Source organism: Paenibacillus sp. OAS669 (assembly GCF_014873645.1).
GTDB classification, from domain to species: domain Bacteria; phylum Bacillota; class Bacilli; order Paenibacillales; family NBRC-103111; genus Paenibacillus_S; species Paenibacillus_S vulneris.
Genome location: NZ_JADBDR010000009.1, coordinates 219,222 through 238,318, shown reverse-complemented (window position 1 = coordinate 238,318; position 19,097 = coordinate 219,222). Strand labels below are relative to the sequence as shown.

18 protein-coding genes and 1 pseudogene are annotated in these 19,097 nt (G+C 44.0%); 15 read left to right on the top strand and 4 right to left on the bottom strand.

From position 1 onward, the window contains the following. Positions 1 to 8: 8 nt before the first annotated feature. The 4 genes from GGC63_RS20850 to GGC63_RS20835 all read left to right on the top strand — a co-directional run bounded on the left by GGC63_RS20850 (position 9) and on the right by GGC63_RS20835 (position 3,897). On the top strand, positions 9 to 2,249 hold the full coding sequence (locus tag GGC63_RS20850) for a DEAD/DEAH box helicase (protein ID WP_192703938.1): 2,241 nt from the start codon (positions 9 to 11) through the stop codon (positions 2,247 to 2,249). Beyond that, positions 2,225 to 2,698 carry a phospholipase D-like domain-containing protein gene (locus GGC63_RS20845; RefSeq protein WP_192703937.1) on the top strand — a complete coding sequence of 158 codons (474 nt, stop codon included), beginning with the start codon at positions 2,225 to 2,227 and terminating at the stop codon, positions 2,696 to 2,698. The genes GGC63_RS20850 and GGC63_RS20845 overlap by 25 nt, the downstream gene beginning before the upstream one ends. After that, positions 2,688 to 3,479, top strand: a complete 792-nt coding sequence (locus GGC63_RS20840; protein WP_192703936.1) for a DUF6602 domain-containing protein — start codon at positions 2,688 to 2,690, stop codon at positions 3,477 to 3,479. Before GGC63_RS20845 ends, GGC63_RS20840 begins: the two co-directional genes overlap by 11 nt. Positions 3,480 to 3,699: 220 nt before the next feature. Then, the gene (locus GGC63_RS20835) at positions 3,700 to 3,897 is read left to right on the top strand and encodes a hypothetical protein (protein ID WP_192703935.1); all 198 of its coding nucleotides are present in this window, start codon (positions 3,700 to 3,702) and stop codon (positions 3,895 to 3,897) included. Between the two features lie 127 nt (positions 3,898 to 4,024). On the opposite strand, the gene GGC63_RS20830 is transcribed toward GGC63_RS20835, so the two are convergent. Further along, complete coding sequence (locus tag GGC63_RS20830) at positions 4,025 to 4,246, bottom strand: helix-turn-helix domain-containing protein (RefSeq protein ID WP_192703934.1); 222 nt, start codon at positions 4,244 to 4,246, stop codon at positions 4,025 to 4,027. A 96-nt stretch (positions 4,247 to 4,342) separates the two neighbouring features. Here GGC63_RS20830 and GGC63_RS20825 point away from each other — a divergent pair, with 96 nt between their 5' ends. Next, a complete protein-coding gene (locus tag GGC63_RS20825; protein ID WP_192703933.1) occupies positions 4,343 to 4,834 on the top strand; it encodes a hypothetical protein in 492 nt (163 codons plus the stop codon). 115 nt (positions 4,835 to 4,949) lie between these two features. Here GGC63_RS20825 and GGC63_RS20820 read toward each other — a convergent pair whose 3' ends face one another. Continuing rightward, positions 4,950 to 6,353, bottom strand: coding sequence for a hypothetical protein (locus GGC63_RS20820; protein ID WP_192703932.1), 1,404 nt, complete (start codon positions 6,351 to 6,353; stop codon positions 4,950 to 4,952). 242 nt (positions 6,354 to 6,595) lie between these two features. Here GGC63_RS20820 and GGC63_RS20815 point away from each other — a divergent pair, with 242 nt between their 5' ends. From GGC63_RS20815 to GGC63_RS20800, 4 genes are all read left to right on the top strand, one after another. Then, positions 6,596 to 7,561, top strand: a complete 966-nt coding sequence (locus tag GGC63_RS20815; protein WP_192703931.1) for an aldo/keto reductase — start codon at positions 6,596 to 6,598, stop codon at positions 7,559 to 7,561. A gap of 164 nt (positions 7,562 to 7,725) precedes the next feature. Next, entirely contained in the window at positions 7,726 to 8,208 is a 483-nt protein-coding gene (locus tag GGC63_RS20810; RefSeq protein ID WP_192703930.1) for a hypothetical protein, read from the top strand. A gap of 208 nt (positions 8,209 to 8,416) precedes the next feature. Next, entirely contained in the window at positions 8,417 to 8,869 is a 453-nt protein-coding gene (locus tag GGC63_RS20805; RefSeq protein ID WP_192703929.1) for a barstar family protein, read from the top strand. Positions 8,870 to 9,073: 204 nt separating this feature from the next. Then, entirely contained in the window at positions 9,074 to 11,605 is a 2,532-nt protein-coding gene (locus tag GGC63_RS20800) for a right-handed parallel beta-helix repeat-containing protein (protein WP_192703928.1), read from the top strand. Between the two features lie 335 nt (positions 11,606 to 11,940). On the opposite strand, the gene GGC63_RS20795 is transcribed toward GGC63_RS20800, so the two are convergent. After that, entirely contained in the window at positions 11,941 to 12,531 is a 591-nt protein-coding gene (locus tag GGC63_RS20795) for a TetR/AcrR family transcriptional regulator (RefSeq protein ID WP_192703927.1), read from the bottom strand. A 314-nt stretch (positions 12,532 to 12,845) separates the two neighbouring features. Here GGC63_RS20795 and GGC63_RS20790 point away from each other — a divergent pair, with 314 nt between their 5' ends. The 3 genes and pseudogenes from GGC63_RS20790 to GGC63_RS34575 form a co-directional block, all read left to right on the top strand. Further along, positions 12,846 to 14,027: an MFS transporter gene (locus tag GGC63_RS20790; RefSeq protein ID WP_192703926.1), complete on the top strand. Its 1,182-nt coding sequence runs from the start codon at positions 12,846 to 12,848 to the stop codon at positions 14,025 to 14,027. A 247-nt stretch (positions 14,028 to 14,274) separates the two neighbouring features. Next, entirely contained in the window at positions 14,275 to 14,448 is a 174-nt protein-coding gene (locus GGC63_RS20785; RefSeq protein ID WP_225948366.1) for a hypothetical protein, read from the top strand. Between the two features lie 199 nt (positions 14,449 to 14,647). Continuing rightward, positions 14,648 to 14,783: pseudogene (locus GGC63_RS34575) on the top strand (IS110 family transposase); the annotation flags it as partial. Here the strand turns inward: GGC63_RS34575 and GGC63_RS35395 are convergent. Beyond that, the gene (locus GGC63_RS35395) at positions 14,750 to 14,986 is read right to left on the bottom strand and encodes a hypothetical protein (protein ID WP_412973881.1); all 237 of its coding nucleotides are present in this window, start codon (positions 14,984 to 14,986) and stop codon (positions 14,750 to 14,752) included. The pseudogene GGC63_RS34575 and the gene GGC63_RS35395 sit on opposite strands and share 34 nt — an antisense overlap. 83 nt (positions 14,987 to 15,069) lie before the next feature. Between GGC63_RS35395 and GGC63_RS20780 the strand changes: the two genes are divergently transcribed. From GGC63_RS20780 to GGC63_RS20770, 3 genes are all read left to right on the top strand, one after another. Further along, positions 15,070 to 16,917 (top strand): sensor histidine kinase, encoded by a 1,848-nt coding sequence (locus GGC63_RS20780; RefSeq protein WP_225948365.1) that lies wholly within the window; start codon positions 15,070 to 15,072, stop codon positions 16,915 to 16,917. Further along, positions 16,889 to 17,653, top strand: coding sequence for a response regulator transcription factor (locus tag GGC63_RS20775; protein WP_192703925.1), 765 nt, complete (start codon positions 16,889 to 16,891; stop codon positions 17,651 to 17,653). Before GGC63_RS20780 ends, GGC63_RS20775 begins: the two co-directional genes overlap by 29 nt. Positions 17,654 to 17,761: 108 nt before the next feature. Next, a complete protein-coding gene (locus tag GGC63_RS20770) occupies positions 17,762 to 19,090 on the top strand; it encodes an ABC transporter substrate-binding protein (RefSeq protein ID WP_225948364.1) in 1,329 nt (442 codons plus the stop codon). Positions 19,091 to 19,097: the final 7 nt, after the last annotated feature.

Genomic DNA, 19,097 nt, shown 5'->3' with positions numbered 1-19,097 from the left:
ACGGGCAAATGAATAATAAATTCGCCCTTTCACCGTCGCAGAGAGAAACAGTTCATCATTTCAGTACCATGAATGAGGGGGATATCCTCGCAGTTAATGGGCCTCCAGGGACTGGGAAAACTACCTTACTACACACGATTATTGCTTCCTTATGGGTAGAGGCTGCTTTAGAGGAAAGAAATCCACCGATAATACTGGCATCATCTACTAATAATCAAGCAGTAACTAATGTGATTGATAGTTTTGGGAAGATCGAGGAGCAGGAGCACCCATTAATGGGAAGGTGGATTCCTGATGTAACGAGTTATGGCGCCTATTTGCCTTCAGCTTCAAATAAAAAGATCGATCCCTCTTTGCAGACTATATACCAAGGCAAACAGTCAATGACTGGATTTTTTAAAGACATAGAAAATAAAGATTACATATCAAAAGCGGCGCAGTTTTATTTGGATAAATATAATTGCTACGCGAAGGAGCCTCTTCAGAGCGTAGAGGAAGTTGTAGGGCAACTACATGTGGATTTAAAACAGAAGGTTAAGGAAATTCATGATCTGGTAACTATTTATGCGAATTATAAAAAGATTGAAATTGAACTTAAAGCAAAATACCCAAATGGGATAGAAAAGGCATACGAATTAGGATTGCAGAACGGTGAAGAAATAGTCAAAGGTCCGCAGGAGCTTATTCGACTAGAACAAGCTTGGAATCGGCACCTCTTAGAAGAGAGTATCTGGTATTCTTGGTTACGTTGGATTCCAATTGTCTCTAAAAGAAAGCAACTTCGTGATAGGGCCTTCATATTGGATCAGGGATATCCTCATTTAAGTGATGCAGATCAGATAACGAATTACATACAAAATAGGAGAAAAGAGCTTGATGAGCAAAAAAAAGCATTTGAAGGGTGGAAAAGCGAAATCGAGTTGGAAAGAAAGACTTTCTACGAAGCATTAGCTCTGTGGGATAAATGCAAACAATCTCTCGCATTTCAAGAGAACGAGGATTGTTTATCATTCTTAGACCGTACTTATCGTTATGAAGCATTTAAATTGGCAACTCATTACTGGGAGGGAAAGTGGATTCTGGAAATATCGGAGCAATTAGCTGATGCAAACTATAAGGAATCGAAATCCCAAATAAAGCAGCAGCGAATGTGGAGACGCTACGCTAAGATTACACCTTGCTTTGTTTCTACTCTTTATATGGCTCCTTCCTTTTTCAGGGCATGGGAAGGCCAGACTATTCCTCTATATGAATTTATTGATTTATTGATAATTGATGAAGCAGGGCAAGTTTGTCCCGAAATTGCAGGAGCCACTTTTTCTCTAGCTAAAAAAGCTCTAGTAGTGGGGGATACCCTACAGATAGAGCCGGTTTGGAGTATTCCTCGAGTCGTCGATATTAGCAATTTAGTGAAGTTTGGATTGATTAAGGAAACAAAAGAAGCAGAGAAAAAATTACTTCAAGGTTTTAGTGCCTCTTGCGGTTCCGTGATGAAAATTGCTCAAAGAAGGAGCAAATATAAGAAGTACGATGACGTCAAAGGTATGTTATTAACTGAACATCGGCGATGTGTACCGGAAATTATTGATTACTGTAATAAGTTAGCTTATGAGGGGCGTTTAGAACCGAAGAGAAAGGGCATAGACAATTACCCTCTCCCGCATATGGGATATGCTCACATTCAAGGACAAACGAATCGCTCCAATGGTAGCATGTCAAATGAACTTGAAGCAGATGTTATAGTAGGCTGGATTCACAAAAATCAACAAAAAATTATTAATGAATATAGGTCTCGTTATAACTCGAAGGACAAAGATATAAAAATCGAAGAACTTGTAGCGGTTATCACTCCGTTTTCAAGACAAAAATTCATGCTTCAAGATAAAATGAAACGAGCAGGACTAAAGAATGTTACAGTCGGTACTGTTCATGCACTTCAAGGAGCAGAGCGCCCAATCGTCATTTTTTCTCCGGTTTATGATATAGCACAACCAAGTAGTTATTTTTTTGATAGTAGTGTTTCCATGTTAAACGTTGCTGTTTCTCGTGCCCAAGATAGTTTTCTTGTTTTTGGGGATATGAGAATTTTTGACCATCATAGAAATACTCCTTCTGGAATTTTAGCGAGATATCTTTTTGCATCTGAAGATAATAGATCCAAAATATCGATCTACCAGATTATTTTATTAATCGTTTTAGTAAACCTGTACAGCATATTCAAGATTTGCTTGAACATAGAAAGTTATTAATTGATTGTATTGAAATGGCTCAGAGAGAAATAGGAATAGTCTCTCCTTTTCTTTCTGCTACGGCATTATTAGATGATAGCCTCCCACCACTGCTTTCCAACGCAATTGCACGAGGAGTCAGTATATCCGTTTATACGGATGAGAAGCTAAATGAGGATAATAAGAAAATTTTAAAGCCGCATTTTGTAAAAGCAAAGCAAATTCTAATTGAATCTGGTGTAAAAGTTATCCTTACCAAGCGGATTCACAACAAAACCATGTGGGTAGATAATGATTTGATCATAGAAGGTTCCTATAATTGGTTATCAGCAGTTCGTAAGCCTAATAGCCCTTGGTGTCGATATGAGACCTCAATAATGTATAGAGGCGATGGTGTAAATGAAATGATTCAAAGTGTTTATTCAGATTTGGAAAGTAGAAAATTCGAGGAGAAAGTTCATGCCTATTGAGAAAAGTCTGCCTGAGTATTATAAGAGTTTTTCTAAAGAACTTGATGTTGTGAAAAGTCGAGTTCGTAATATCATAGGTGATGCCCATTGGGCATCCGATGGACAACATAAAGAAGTAATTCTCCAAGAAGTGCTTAGAAGGTTTATCCCAAAAAAATATGAAATAGCAAGTGGATTTATTGTTGCTGATGATGGAGTAACCTGCAGTAAACAGCTCGATATTATTATTTATGATCAAGCTTCTCCGATTGTGTTTGGTCACTCCAATTTTGTGATTATCCCACAGAAGTATGTAAAATCCGTTATTGAAGTGAAAACTAGCATAAGTGGAAGCAAATTTATCGATGCCCTTGAGAATTTATATTCTGTTCAACGATTTATGAGGGTATCTTCGGATTCCGCTTATTTTGGTATTTTTTCATATGGCTATCAAAGCTTTTCTTCTCAAGGACCTAACGAGGTCGCACGTAGATTAATGAACAGAATGACGAACTTTTATTTAGAAAAACGTGAAGACCTTAGATCTAACGATTTGGATTTTTTAAGATGCTGTACGTTAACGTCATTATGCTTAAATGGGAACATTTACGGGCTTCATTGGAACGGAGAACGGGAAAGGGGACCAGAATTCGGATTTTATAACACCAAAGAGCAAACATTCAATTTTTTTCTTTCGAATCTACTAAATACTTTAGACAACGAGACCATAAACGGTTCCAAGCCACTCTGGTACCCAACATCTAAAGAAAGCTCATTACTATTGAAGGAAAGGTTGATATAAAGTATTTTCTATTAGATCCAGAAGTACATGTTTGATTTCGCCGCGGGGCTTGCTTAACTGAAAATAGAGACGAAAGATCAACTAAATGGAAGACAAGATGAGCATACTGCGCGGCAAAACCTGTTGGGAGTGGGAAGTAATTTAAGCTAATTTTTTGGTATTTTTTAATGAGAGCAGGTGTTAAAAGTTCGCTTCAGTCATAACCAAGATATACCTCGCTTTGAGTGGCTTCAAAAGCAATATCAATAGCTTACCTGGTAATCCTGAAGCTTTTGAAGATGACAAGGTAACTGCCATTCGTATTCATGATAATGAGATTGCCGCGCTATTAAGCAACATTTTTTCGTTATTTAAAAGTGGGTTTGACGAAGATGAACTAGAATTTACCATTAGAGCCATTGAAAGATTGCTCAGATAGTGAAAAGATACATTAACTGTCTAAGATTTAGAAATTGAGAATTCAACGTAGCCCGAATAAAGGGGCTCAACATTTATACAAATCATTGCTTAAATGCTGGCACAAACGTCAGCTTTTTTATTTCCTCTCAATCCTCAACCTCAATCAAATCTATAATCTCCCTAATATCCTGGATATTTAGTGCCTCGGCAATTCTTTCGATATGACTAAAGTTAATATTTTCCCTCTTGCCAGTAGAAAGCTCGCTTAATGCAGCGTGACGAACATCAGATAGCCTAGAAAGCTCCCGAAGAGAAATATTGTGCTTCTGCGCTAGTTTGGATATGTTAACAATGACTTTTTTGCCCAAAAGGATCACCAACCGTGCATAGGTTTAGGTATTGCTATACGCAAAAACGTACCATATAATAAAACTATTATTGGTACGCAATAGCGTAATATCACTTTGTGCGAGGTGATCCTCCTGAAATATTTCATTTCAAAGATACCTCTACAAGCCATCGAGAAATACATAGACATAGAACCTAATGCCGAATTCTTCGATCTCCTCATAACCATAAAAGCCGATGGAACAGGCAGCTATGTCCTTTACCGACCTCACGGAGAAACAGGCCCATACAAGGAGCTGGATATATGGTATGGCTCGCTGTTAGAGTACATAGAGAATATTGACATCCTGAAATCACTGCTGCTGCATCTGATTAACGATACCAGGCGAGACATCCGGATCTATGAGGAACAATTACTAGGATTGCCAGAAAAGGAGCTTGCTAAACGATGGGTGCACAGGAGTCTGACTCCTTACTACACCGTATCTGTTCCTAGCCGTGGTGAAATGCTGAGGCGGGATATAGCTGAAGAGAAGAAGGATCTGAGGAAGTATGAAAGGATGCTGTTCTATTTAGTGGTCTACGGAATTTTGCCTACAAACAGCTAAATGACTTATTAGGTGAATTTGGTACACTAAAAAGCTGGCCCCAACAGAGCCAGCTTTAATTTGCCAAAGTGATGAGTGTTACAAAGTCAGACTCCCGGTGTTTCCGAACATGCGATCACTCAACACTTAATAATTTTTTCAATTCATAATCATACCTACGCCATGTTACATTCGCATTGACAGATGTAATGGCGTTTCCTTTATTGATAAAGTATAGGTTGCCTTTCGAATCTATATAGGCAGAATGTACAGAGAGATCAGATAGCTTATTCATGCTGAAATTCTTTTCCACGGAATAAAAACCGTTTGTTTCTTTAACTAAATCTGGACTAAACCGATTGCTAAATGCTTTTAGGATGACTCGATTCTCTTGAAGTGAGACAATCTCGACATCGTTACTATTTAATTCAGCATTGAATCCACGAATCTCCCCGTTAGGTTCAATTAGACCAACTTGTGATGCTGTATTGATTGGTCTAAAGGTCTTGAGATCGGCGTCGCTAACAATCCAAATAGATCCATCCTTCTTATTCATAATTCGACTCGGCAGCTGTGTCATGCCAGGAATTTGCTTGGGTGATTGGCCCTTAGTAAGAATAAAGCTGTAAAACACCGGGTACATTTGCCACCACTTTTCGGAATTTGCGTCGTCTTTTCGGGCACCGATTACAATTAGCTCGGTATCTGCTCCAATAGTAGTCACAAACCCTAGTGGTTTGTTTTGAACAGAATGAACAGCTGCAAGATCCATGATGTCGATACCATGATACCGGACCGTGTTTTCAACCCGCTCTATTGTTTTATCCTTATCGCTCTCAAAGCTATTGATTATTACGCCCGATGATGTATCAGCAAGCTTTCTTGTTGTCTCGACTTCGTTGTTGTTAAGCAGGATCGGATCCGCTTGCAGGTCCTTGGCGATTTTAATAAAACCCGAAGTTGTTGTATCCAGGTAGAGATAGGAATCATCTTCATAAAATATATTGGTAAGAATCTGTTCTTGATCCGTTTCAATTCGCAGTCCTTCGGTGCTGTCCCATTGCGTTACCCAACCAAATTCGTCATGAACGAATCTCCAGGTCAGCGGGAAGTAGGTAATATCTTTATACACCAATATGGGGTAAGGTTCATTAGAATTGTTGATGGGCTTACCGTTTACAGTGATAGGGAAAGTGGGTAAAGAGGCATTTTGTAATTTATCAACATGAGAAGCAGCCTCTGGTTTGACGGCAATCCCTTTTGGAGGTAATTTGGCAATCTGAAGTCCGTTTTCTTGGCTCCAGTAAACTTGTAGCGCGAGCGATTGGCAGTAATCCCAGGTTATTGGTACATACGTAATGTCTTTATAAAGCAGTAGGGGGTATTGTGCAGTTTGGTTGTTAATGGAAACGCCATTAAATTGAACCGGAAAGGGAGCTTTGGTCACCGGTAAGGGACTTGTCGCAGCGGTAACTGTTGCAGATAAAATAGATAAACTTCCAGCGATCGCAAGGGCGATGACTTCCCTCATCATCCTCATTTCGGTTCCTCCCTTATACTTGTATACTATTTAGACGCAATTTAGGTGAAGATGTTTTATTTTGATTCAGTGAATATACGCTATAGAAGCAGCTGAATGGATATCGTGTTTGTTTATGCCAAAAATGAATGCGCAAGGAATATTTCTTTTCAATAATTGACGAAATTGAATAAGATTAGGTAATCTATACTTATTGAATTGTAAAGGATTTCAAATTTATAAAAGGAAGCGGGAATCATTCTATGTCGGAACAGTTGCTTTCAAATCGGCCACTTGGCACAACGGGGCTGCTTGTCTCTCCGCTTTGTGTAGGTGGGGCTCCACTTGGAGATATGCCTGAAACCTTTGCTTTTAGCGCGCCAGAAGAGACTGCGTTAGCAACGATTCGTGCTGCTTTTGCTAGTCCCATCAATTTCCTTGATACGGCTGCGGCCTATGGGGATGGCGAGAGTGAGCGTCGTATCGGTAAGGTCATTAAAGAGAATGGCGGACTCCCGGCGGGTTATGTGCTTGCAACCAAAGCGGACCGCTGCTTAAAGACAGGTGACTTCAGCGGTGAGCAAATCAAACGTTCCATCGAAGGAAGCCTCGAGCGCTTAGGACTAGATCGTCTGCAATATGTGTACATCCATGATCCCGAACATACGACTTTTGAAAATGTTATGGGACCGGGCGGCCCTCTTGAGGTATTGAAAAGCTTCAAGGATCAAGGAGTCATCGAGCATATCGGGATGTCTGGCGGTCCCGTTGACATGCTGATTCGTTATGTAGAAACCGGAGAGTTCAGCGCGGTTGAGACCCATAACCGGTACACGCTGCTCAATCGATCGGCTGAGCCTTTGCTTGACGTCGCCAATCGACTGGGTGTTGCGGTCATCAACGCGGCTCCTTATGGCAGCGGTATGCTGGCCAAAGGCCCGGATGCCTACTCCCGCTATGCCTATAGCGATGCACCTCCTTTACTGGTTGAGCGTGCACGGTCGTTTGCGAAGATCTGCCAGGAATACAATGTTCCTCTGGCAGCCGCGGCGCTTCAGTTCTCTATGCGTGATCCCCGCGTCACGAGTACGGTCGTAGGCATGTCGAAGCCGGAGCGGGTCGCTCAGACTTTAGAGCTAGCCCAATTCCCGATTCCTGCCGAGTTGTGGTCCGCGATAGCCGAGATCGAATATGATACGGAAGATCCTGAGGCGAATCGATTCAAATAATAGATTACTAGCGGAACTACATATAAGCTGGCCCCCGACGGAGCCAGCTTTCGTTTTTTTCTTAATAATTCACCATGACACGTATATATCCAAAATCCGGGCAGATTAGCGTAACGCTTTCCCTGTACGTTTCGTCTACAGTATAGAATGGAGGGAGGACAGAGATGAATCCACTACTTGTGAAATCGGTAGGTTATTTGGGATTGTTGTTGTGCATCATGTTTTTGCTATACAAAGTAACCTTGTTTTGGAACCCAATAGCTATACAAAAGCAAACCGTTTCATTCCTGAAAGCAGTCCAGGAGCAAAACTACGACAGAGCTGCGGAACTGTTTGGCTGGGAAGGGCAGAAGACCGCGGGCAGTAAGGAAAGCGCTTGGAAGCAGCTGGCTGAAGAAGAAGGGGTTCGACTACTATCCTTCAGTAACGTTCGTGCGGAATATGATGACGGTTGCTATTGCACGGGCCATGCGGATCTTGTATTCGAGGTGAATGGAAGCCCTATGCAGGTTAGAGCTGTGATAACGTTTGGAGCAGGTGCAAGGCCGAAACAAATATGCGCAATAACACCCTCGGGGATGCAGGGCGGTTCCATTGCCCAAATTGCGGCATGGAACTCACTGGCATGTGGGAATGGCTCGTTTTGAAGTCTTAGCAACTTGATAAAGTCAGCAACATCAGTTAGCACCGTATTCGCGCTGCGGAGTATTCGCCCCTTGGTCACAAGGAGCGATTTCGGGGTTAAGCTAACGGGTGCTATAGCTCAATAAACAACTATGACGAGGCTGCCGGGCAGTTACTTGTTAATGGTGTAGTGTGAGGTAAATGCATCTAGAGAAGGTGAATGATTAATACATGATAAATACTTATACGCTTAGTGGAGATAAAATATGGAATCTGGAATCCTTTTTTAAAGAGTTTGCAATAGCAGTTAATGCTCCAAATAATTATTTTGGAACTAATCTAACGCAATTTGATGATTGTTTATTTGGGGGATTCGGACTTGAAGCACCTTGTGTGATTATTTGGGAAAATCATGAAATATCGAAACAAAATCTAGATTCCAAAAAGTTACTTGAATATTACTCCGATATGAAACGGACTCTGGAAAAAATTTCAGCTGATAATGAACAGGATTATGATAAGGGTTACTTACTTGAAATGATTCAAAACTGCGATAATATTCTTAAACAAGGCTTAACCGGAGAATTAACACTATTTGAGCATATCGTAAAAGATTACTTGAAGACTGTTACTGAAAGAGCGGCCTCTAGTAAGACATGGACTGTAGATTTGGTACTAAAATAAATTGAAACATTGAACGGGGACGTTTGTACAATTAAACCTTCTAGGGTGAGGAAAATGGATTTAACAGAAGTACAAAAGTTTATTAGAACCATTTCATAGGACCAATAAACCCGCCCAACGAATGAGGCTTTATAATCATTGACGAATTGTGTCAAAGAAAGGCACTATGAAAGGAAACTATGACCAAGAAAGGTAGAGTGCCAAATGCAAGCCATTCGTCATCGTCATAGCACTATGTTCATTGTCGTGCTGTTGACGCTTCTTTTCACCGGAACCATTATGCCATCCTTCGCCTATGATGCCTATGCTGATGTTTCTTGGCCCACTTCTCCGCCAGCGGCTGTATGCAGCGATACGAGTTTATTAAGTGGTCCAAGCGTCGCTCCCGATGGGGCTGTGATAGTGCCGGCAGGGGATAACAGCAGCTTCGATTTCAATCGGCCAGGGGCTACGTTCTGGTTTGAGTCAGGAACACACACGCTTGCAAATGATATTTATGGTCAAATTAATGCGAAGGCCAACACGACCTATATTGGAGCTCCAGGCGCAATTCTCGATGGACGGAATATGAATTTGTATGCATTCACGGGCGACGTGCCGAACGTAACCATTCAGCATCTCACCATCACAAACTTTGGCCGGGGCAATGATAACAATAACGAAGGCGTCGTCAACCACGATGCCGGTACCGGTTGGGCTATTCAATATAATACGATTTTCAATAATGACGGCGCAGGCGTATTTCTAGGCACTGATAATGTTGTCCGTTACAATTGCTTGAAGGATAACGGTCAGTATGGCTTTAGTATGTATAAACCTCCGATTGAAGGGGACTCTGCCATTAAAAATATCGTGCTCGACCATAACGAAATTGCCGGCAATAATACGGATAACTGGGAAGCTCAGATTCCCGGCTGCGGCTGTACAGGCGGCGGCAAATTTTGGGATGTGAAAGGCGCGAAGATCACCAACAACTACATACACGATAACAAAGGAACCGGTCTGTGGGCAGATACGAATAACATCGATTTCCTGATTGAAGGGAATTGGATTGACCATAACGACGGTGAAGGCATTTGGTACGAAATTAGTTACAACGCGACGATCCGAAACAATACGATCAGCCGCAATGCATGGGCAAGCGGAAATAACAATCAAGGATCGCCCGGCCCAGCCATTTACCTATCCGAATCGGGCGGTGATGCACGTCTTGCTTCGACTGTAAGCGGGGCGCCAAAGATCCGAATCTACAACAATTCGTTCATCAATAATTTCTCGGGCGTTTCTATCTATGAAAATGCAAACCGGTTCTGTAATTCAAATGGCAATACAAGTAAGGGATACTGTACGCCATTCGTGGTTCCAACGATTATTCCCGACCCTCACAACTATGATTACCCGAATCCGATTAGCGACATGCATCCTTGCTATACCGATATTGCCGCCGAACCATACAGGACCGACTGCCGCTGGCATGCAAGTGATATTGAAGTAAATAACAACGAGTTTCATTTAGACGAGAATGTTGTGCCTTGCGCGGGGACTTATTGCGGTGTACAGGCTTTGATTGCAACAGGAGCCGATAATATGCCGTGGTCGCCCTATACCGTTGCCGGTGTTCAAAATGATGTAATGTTCGGGAACAATAATCGCTTCCATGATAATCAATACTTTGGCAATTGGCGCTTTGCCACAGGATACGGAGAAGCCGTGTCGTTTAATGCTTGGAGATCTGCGCCGTTCAGCCAAGATATGAATAGCACATTCAACGGCGATCCTGACTTTGGCGGTTCAAGCGGCGGCACTCCGCCTGCTGCACCTGCTGCAAATGATCTGGACGCGGATACGGCTACTCTAGAAGGTTCTATCGGAGGGTGGCAAAACTGGTACTCTGCAACAGTCTCGCAGTCTGCTTATGAGATGAATAGCGGAAAGCACAGTCTTCGTATCGATGTTACCGACCCATGGGGCTGGGGAGTGCTTTCGAATTGGCCTGGATTTTCAACGACAGCAGGATTGAAGAAGCTCAGCTTCTGGGGAAAGCTTGGTTCGGGGACAAGCATACAACCCAAGATGATTGTAAAATGGCTGGATAGTAACAAGAAGGTACTGCAAACGAACGAACTCAAATCACCTGCTCTGACGACCGCGTGGCAGCAATCGTCTGCATTGGTTGATGCACCTGAAGGAGCATCGACCGTGCTCGTTTCTTTTATCGGATTGGGGGAACCAGGGGATTATTTTTACCTGGATGACATGGTAGTAGGCGATGCGCCTAATGTGCTTGATGCCGACACAGCTGGCGGTGAAGCCTCGGCCGGTCAGTGGCAGTCCTGGTATTCCGCTTCTGTTACGGCATCGACATACGAAGCGCATCGTGGGGCCGGCAGCCTTCGAGTAGACGTAACGGATCCATGGGGTTGGGGCGTAGTAGCCGCAAATTGGCCAGGGTTTACGTCAAGTGCTGGCAATAAGCGGGTGAGTTATTGGGCCAAGCAAGGTACGGGATCTATATCCGAGGTGACGCTCAGGGTTAAATGGTTTGATAGAAGTCAGGCACTAATGCAGACCGATCTTATACCGCTGAGTGGTTTATCGACTAACTGGCAGCAGGCTGTCGCTAACATTACCGCGCCGAACGGGACTGCAAATGTCCATCTTGAGATATATAGCCCGTCAGGAGTTTCGGGTGATAGTCTTTACCTGGATGAGATCATTATTGCCGATGCTAACTAAGTCGGGCATAGGCAAACAGGTCTTGCAACCGGATAAGAAAATGGCGTCAAAAATTTAGAACTGATAAACGGCCTCCGATGACAGGGGCGATTCCCTTTTCAGTTGTCCGTGGTTAAAGATTGGATACAATTGGTCATGACAGCAAACACATAGATTAAATTAAGGGCGTCCTGCAGCGGCGCCCTTTTCATTTTTCCTTTTAATTGTTGCGATGAACCGTATGATAAGTGACGGCAGTTCATGTCTTGCATGTAGTTGTACGTTTCAGCGTGATCCAATCAAAGCATTAGATGAATCGCTCAAATAAAGGGCAGATAGAGCAATAGCGACAGGAACTATCCCAGCAGTTCTTTGGCTCCGTTCATCACTAAGGGCAAAGACTGTTTAACGAATGATTCCGCACTTATTAGACACCCCTCTTTGTTCCAAACGTAAGCCGCCCCATACATCCCCCAACTTAACAAGATAGTAGCTGTATTTATTGAGAATTGCGTGTTTGGATTCGATAGCATCTTGTCTTTGTCAATAAAGGAAAGAAGTATCGTTTGAATTTTTTCCTTTATTTGAATTTCGAATACAGATACAAGCGATGGATTTCTTCTTTTGCACATAGTGCTTAGACTCTTGTGAAATTCGCATATCCCCAGAAAAATACTCTGAATTGTTTCTTCATTCAACTCTTCGTGACCGCTTATTCTACGATTTATGATTGTCATAAATGATTCCATTAGTCTGGCCTCAAGAATTTCGTATTTATCTACAAAGTGCGCATAAAAAGTCGCTCTGTTAACAGTAGCCCGCTCTGCAATATCCCTAACGGTTATTGATTCAAAGTCTTTTTCTTGAATTAGTGAAGCAAAAGCGTCTTGAAGAAGTCGCCGTGTACGTAACACACGAGGATCAGCTTCATTCTTTTTAATTGTCATGGTTAAAATCCCCCTAGTAAAACGACATTATAGAAATGGTGTTGTCTATACAACGGTTTATGGTTATTGACGATTGCTTACCATTTGGTTGTTATTATAACATACAAATACAACAAGTGTTGTTCAAGCAACTAATGTTGCATTGAAACAGTTTTTTCCAAAAGGAGGAGAGAACCATGTCGGTATCACAACCGTCGCAAATAAGGGAGCACGGCAAGCCCCGCGCTGGCTCCTTCAGCTGCTAACATGCAGCCATGTCGGTTTTGTTATCGACAAAAATATAGTTCAAAAAAAACACAACAGGAGAGTGAATTATGAAGAGCACATGGAAAGTTTACGTTCTAGCCTTGATCAGCTTTTTAGTTGGAACATCCAATTACATCGTTTCCGGGATATTAGACCGAATCGCAGAGACGTTGGGAACAAGCGTTGCGGCAGCAGGCCAGCTCATTACGGTTTATTCCCTTGCCTATGCGGTCGGGACTCCTATTTTGATGGCACTGACAGCCAAAATGGACCGGCGTAAGCTCCTACTTTATTCGCTAGGTCTCTTTATTGCTGCAAATCTGCTGACATTTATATTGTCCGGTTTCGGTTTCTTCATTGCTGCGAGAATCATTACGGCTTTAGGCGCTGGGGTGGTTACCGTTAACGCGCTCAGTATCGCCGCCAAAATCGCTCTGCCAGGTAAGCAGGCCAGCGCCATCGCCAACGTCACCATGGGCATTACCGCATCGCTCATCATCGGCGTCCCGCTCGGCAGAATGGTAGCCTCGGCTTTTGGCTGGAAAGCGGTATTTCTCGCTATCGCAATTGTCGGGGGATTGGCCATGCTTGTCATTGCTGCGGTTATACCACGTATGCAGGGAGATAAACCTGTCCCTTTGATCAAACAATTTGCTTTGTTAAAAAAACCTCAGGTATTGGTTGCTTTAGCGATTACTTTTTTCTGGTTGGGAGGATATTCCCTCGCCTATACTTACTTATCCCCTTTTCTGCTAGAGGTGACTCATTTAAATGAATCATTGATTAGCGCAGCTCTGTTCATGTTCGGCATTGCCAGTTTGATTGGCTCGAAAGTCGGCGGCTATAGTGCGGATAAACGGGGCATCAAAAACACGCTCGTTTCAGGGATGGTGCTTCACGTCGTTTCGTTGATTTTGCTATCCTTGGTCGGACAGTCGGTCATTGCCGTATTCGCCATTTTGATCCTCTGGTCTTTTGCCGCTTGGTCATCCGCTCCCGCACAGCAATTTAACCTGGTTTCGCTTGTTCCTGAATCCTCGGGCGTCATGCTGAGCTTGAACAGTTCCATGATGCAGCTTGCCATGGCTGTCGGCGCAGGAATCGGCGGGCTGATCGTTAACCGTGTTTCTTTGGCATCCATTACCTGGTTCGGGGTACTCGGCGTACTCATCGCTATCATTGCCGTGGTTGTATTGTCCAGCATGGCATCACGGCATTCGATGGTTCAATCAGCGGATAGGGTATGCTAACCATGTTAGGTTGCAGCAGCAGTTGTTGCCTTAATAAAGCCACCGCTCAACTAAAGGGCAGGATAGTTGAATCACTTCCCGAATAACTTAAGTCGTGGAGTATTTACGAAGTTCGCAAAGAAGACGTTATCTGCAATTCACGCTGCGGTTCCTAGCGGAGCCCTCGGTCCACCCGATGGATTTCGGGGTTAAGCTAACGGGCACAGTAGGTTCAAGTAATCGATGAGACGAAGAGGGGGAAACCGAAATGAAGACGATCAAGTGCATGATGGACCACCTGAACTGGGCGGACGGACGCATCTTGGATGCGCTCGAGGAGAGTGAGACGAAGAACAAGGACCTTCTGAAGCTGGTTCAGCACGTCGCGGTCGCGGAACGAGTCTGGTTGTCTCGATTGCAGGGCAAGGGCAGTGCGCAATGACGGATAACGATAGTTGAATCATAATATAGCGGCAGCCGGTCAAACGATCAGCTGCCTTTTTCATTGATGTAACGGGCAGCTTTCCTATTATGTAGAAATACGAGGTTTGAGAATTAAAAAGACTCCTTGGTATGATCCTAATGGGTCCCAGATTGCTTGCCAGCGAACGGACCCAAAAACAAACCATGGAGACTACAAGATGCATTCTACTCAAAATGAACGGATTAATTCAAATCACTTCTTCAACCTTAATTGTCGGTGTAGACATCGCGAAATTCAAACATGTGGGTCGTGCGCAAGACTACCGCGGAGTCGAGTTCGGCCCCCAGCACGAACAAGGCGAGCCGGGATAGACAAGTACGTTCGGGCTGAGCCTATCGAACAGCTTGCCCGTAAACGGTCTGGACGCCACGATTATCGCGGCGAACACCATGGAAAAATAGCTAGCATAGGAGCTCAGCCCGATCGATTTGGCGTATGTCAGACCCTTTTGTTTTTCGGATATCTCTATTTTTTGCCCAACTTGCTTTAAGTTCATGTCACTCATAAAAATAGCTATTTTCGAACAATAGGGCAACGATTAAAATAATAGGACCATGGTATGGATGAGGAGATGCAGCAATGAACAGGAAATGGCGAACGTTCCACCCCTTTTTTGCCCGAATGAATTTACGTAAAAAGATAGTAACCATCTTCATCCTGCTTATCACGATACCATTGACCTTACAGGGATTGATCTCCTATTACGAGTTCTCCAGCACCATCGAGAGGAGGACCGCTGACTCGACGATTCAGATTGCCGGCCAAATCAATCGCAACCTGGATCGGACCTTAGTAGAAATGCAGCGTCTTTCCCTAATGCCTCTCTATGACCAAAAGGTATTGTCTATTTTGGACAAATACAGCATGCCGGCGTATCAGCAAACGCGTCCCACGCTAGAAGAAATGGAAAAAATGTTTCTCTATATATCAGGATTGGCTTATAACCGTTCTGAGGTGAGAGGGATACAGGTCATTGCCAATAATGGCTTTATTTTTACCAATGTGGATTCGACCCGAATGCAATTCTCCGTGGATGTGCGGAAGGAAGCGTGGTACACCAAAGTCAGTCAAGCGGATGGCGCCTGGGCCGTCATTCCTCCGCATAATCCGGATTACTACATGGAGAACAACCCGCAGCAGTATTTCTCCGTCGCCCGCTTGATCCGTGAGCCGAATACGAATCGCTTGCTCGGGCTGATTAAAATTGATATGAAGATGGACGTATTCAAGCAGATTTTATCGAACGTGAAATTTGAGGAGAAATGCAGCCTCTCCGTAATGGATAGCAACAATGAGCTATTTTACAATGAAAGAAGCTGTACGCAGGACCCAACTATGGAGCAAATCTTGCTCGAAACGAAGCTGCCTAATGAAAGCTTTGCCAAGGACGTTACAGTTCAGGGCAAACGTTTCTTGACTGTGGTCGATTATTCCGATTTTACTGGACTCAAAGTGATCAGTTTTATACCAGTAAGCTCGCTTCTCAAGGATACGATAACATTACGTAATTTTACGGTCCTGCTGGCCATAGTGTTTTTGGTAGCTGCCGGGCTGCTTGCTATCTATTTTTCATACCACATCAGCCGACCGCTAGACAGGCTCAAGAAAAAGATGATGCTCGTGCAGCGGGGAGACTTCCAGCAAACTGTCCCTGTGGAATCACAGGACGAAATCGGTCAATTAAGCAGAGGATTCAACCGGATGACGGAGGAGATCGACCGCTTAGTCAAAGAAGTATATGAAATTGGACTGAAGGAAAAGGAGGCCGAACTCGCAGCGCTGCAAAGTCAGATTAATCCTCATTTTATATATAATACGCTGGAGTCCATTAACATGATCGCGATCGGAAAGCAGAACTATGAGGTATCCGATATGGTGACCGCACTCGGCAAAATGCTTCGCTACACCGTAGATAAGTATGATCGGATGGTCCTGTTAAAAGAGGAATTGGACTCCGTCGCGTCGTATGTCAAAATCCAAAAGATGCGTTACGGGGACCGGCTTCGTGTCGTATTTGACTTGGAAGAAGGGATTGAGCGTTACTCCATGCCGAAGCTGCTTCTACAGCCTTTGGTTGAGAATGCGATTTATCACGGAATCGGCGAACAGGAGCAAGGAGGTACGATCTGGATCACCGCTCTTCGTTTTGAACATTATCTGCTGGTTACCGTCAAGGATGATGGGGTCGGAATGACAGATGAGCAGCTGGAGCATCTTCGCTCATCGCTTGCCTCGACATTGCCTTTAGAATCCGGAGAACATGGGCTCGCATTGCGAAATATTTACCATCGTTTGATTCTGATGTTCGGGGAGGAATACGAGCTCGACATTGATGCAAGTCCAGGAAAAGGCTCCGCATTTACTATTACAATACCTGTTATGGAAAGGGTGAATGATAATGATCAAAATCCTGCTGGTCGAAGATGAAGAAATTATCCGAAACGGATTGAAAAACTTAATCGCCCAAGTGTCCACGGATTTCCAGATCACCAAGGAAGCTGCAAATGGGCGGGAAGCGCTGGATTATTTGCAAAAGGAAGTACCGGATTTCATCATCACGGATATTCGGATGCGTGAAATGGACGGCTTGACGCTAACCGCCAAAGTACGGGAACGTTATCCTCAGATGCCGATCCTGATCATTAGCGGATACGGCGACTTTGAATATGCCAGACAAGCGCTCCGATACGGAGTCACCGATTATTTATTGAAGCCGATTGACCGCTTGGCCCTGGTTTCGGTATTGGATCAAATACGGCGGGGCTTGGTGCCCAAGGAGGGAAATGCGTCTTTGCCTAGGGAAGCAGCGGATAAGGATGAGCTCCCTCTGAAAAATGACAGCCGACGACTAATCCGCAAGGTCAAAGAGTACATTCAAGGAAATCCCGATAAAGACCTGCGGCTTCAGGTTCTTGCAGAGTACGTGAATCTGAATCCGGCTTACCTCAGCCAATTGTTTAAACAAGAAGCCAAAATCCATTTGTCCGATTTTATCACGGATGTCCGAATACAGCGTGCGAAATATTTACTTTTGAATTCCGACCTGAAGATTTACGATGTGGCTCGGCTCTCCGGCTACCAAAGCCCGAAGCATTTTATGCTGCTCTTCAAACAACAGGTGGGCAAGACTCCTGGTGCATATAGGGAAGAAGGAGAATTTTAGATCTTCTATACAAAACGTACCAAACCCAAATGTGAAGTGATTTATTTTGTAAAAGCGCTTTCAATATAATAGGACTATCAAGATCATCACTAAATGGGGGGAAACAGAATGAACGCATCGAAACGTAAGGCCAATATCATGCTCAGTATATCGGCCATACTCGCGGTTCTGGTTGCCGGCTGCAGCAATTCCGGTTCAGGAACACAACCAAGTGCAGCGCCAACCGGCAGCAGTGCGACACCTGACACAAGCAAGCCTATTCAGCTCAAATTTTTAACTTGGGGAAATCAGGCCCACCTCGATCTGTACAAGACATTAATCGATAAGTACAGACAGACCCATCCGAACATCACGGTGGACCTGCAATCTGTCCCTTTTCCGGATTATCAGCAGAAGATTTCGGTATTGGCAGCAGGACGCGAGCTTCCTGATGTCGCTTGGTTATCCGAGCGCATGGTTCCGCAGTTTATGGCCAATGGGATTCTGCAGGACATTTCCAGTGTGAAGCAGGATGCTTCCTTTAAGATGGATGATATTATCCCGTCCACTCTGGATTTGTTCACCAAAGACGGGAAATTGTATGGATTGCCATTCTCGACGCCGCCTAGCGTTATGTTCTATAACAAGGACCTGTTCGCCAAAGCAGGACTAGCTTCCCCTAATGATCTTGCCAAACAAGGCAAATGGACTTGGGATGAATTCGTAAAAGACGCTAAGGCACTTTCAAGTGGCACAGGGGCTAACAAAATCTATGGAGCGAACTTCTTCCGCGATTGGAAAACATATATTTTGCTGTCCAGCTACTCCTGGTCCAACGGAAGCGGCCCGTTCGATAAAGGCATGACCAAATTTACATGGAATGATCAATACGGAATTGAGACGCTGAAAATGCTGCAAACCATGATGTTCGTCGATCAATCCCACCCTAAAGCAGGTGAACAGGTCAGCTTCGAATCCGGTAAAATCGGCATGTTCTTCGATGTATACAGCTATGTGTCCAAAGCAAGGACGATTAAAGATTTCAAATGGAGCATCGCTCCGATGCCGTCCGGTCCGAAAGGCGCTGTACCGATGCTTGGCCAAGCCGGATATGTCATGTTCAAAGGCAGCAAATATCCTAAAGAATCCGAAGAATTCATGAAATTCTTGGCGAGTGAGGAAGGTATCAAGGCAACCCAAACGTTCTTCGTACCTCCGCGCAAGAGCGTGCTAGGCTCTGATGATTTTCTGAAGCAGCCAGGAAACCCTGATGCGGCAGATATTAAGCAAGCCGTAATTGATGAAATGCCGAAGGCCATCGTTCAACCGGGGCACGTCAATTGGGAGAAAATCGATAACGAATTGCTTGCAGGCTTCGATCAGCTTTTCAGCCAAACGGCAACGCCGGAACAAATCGTAAAAACGATGGAAACCAAGATCACCCCACTTTTGAAATAGGTAACGT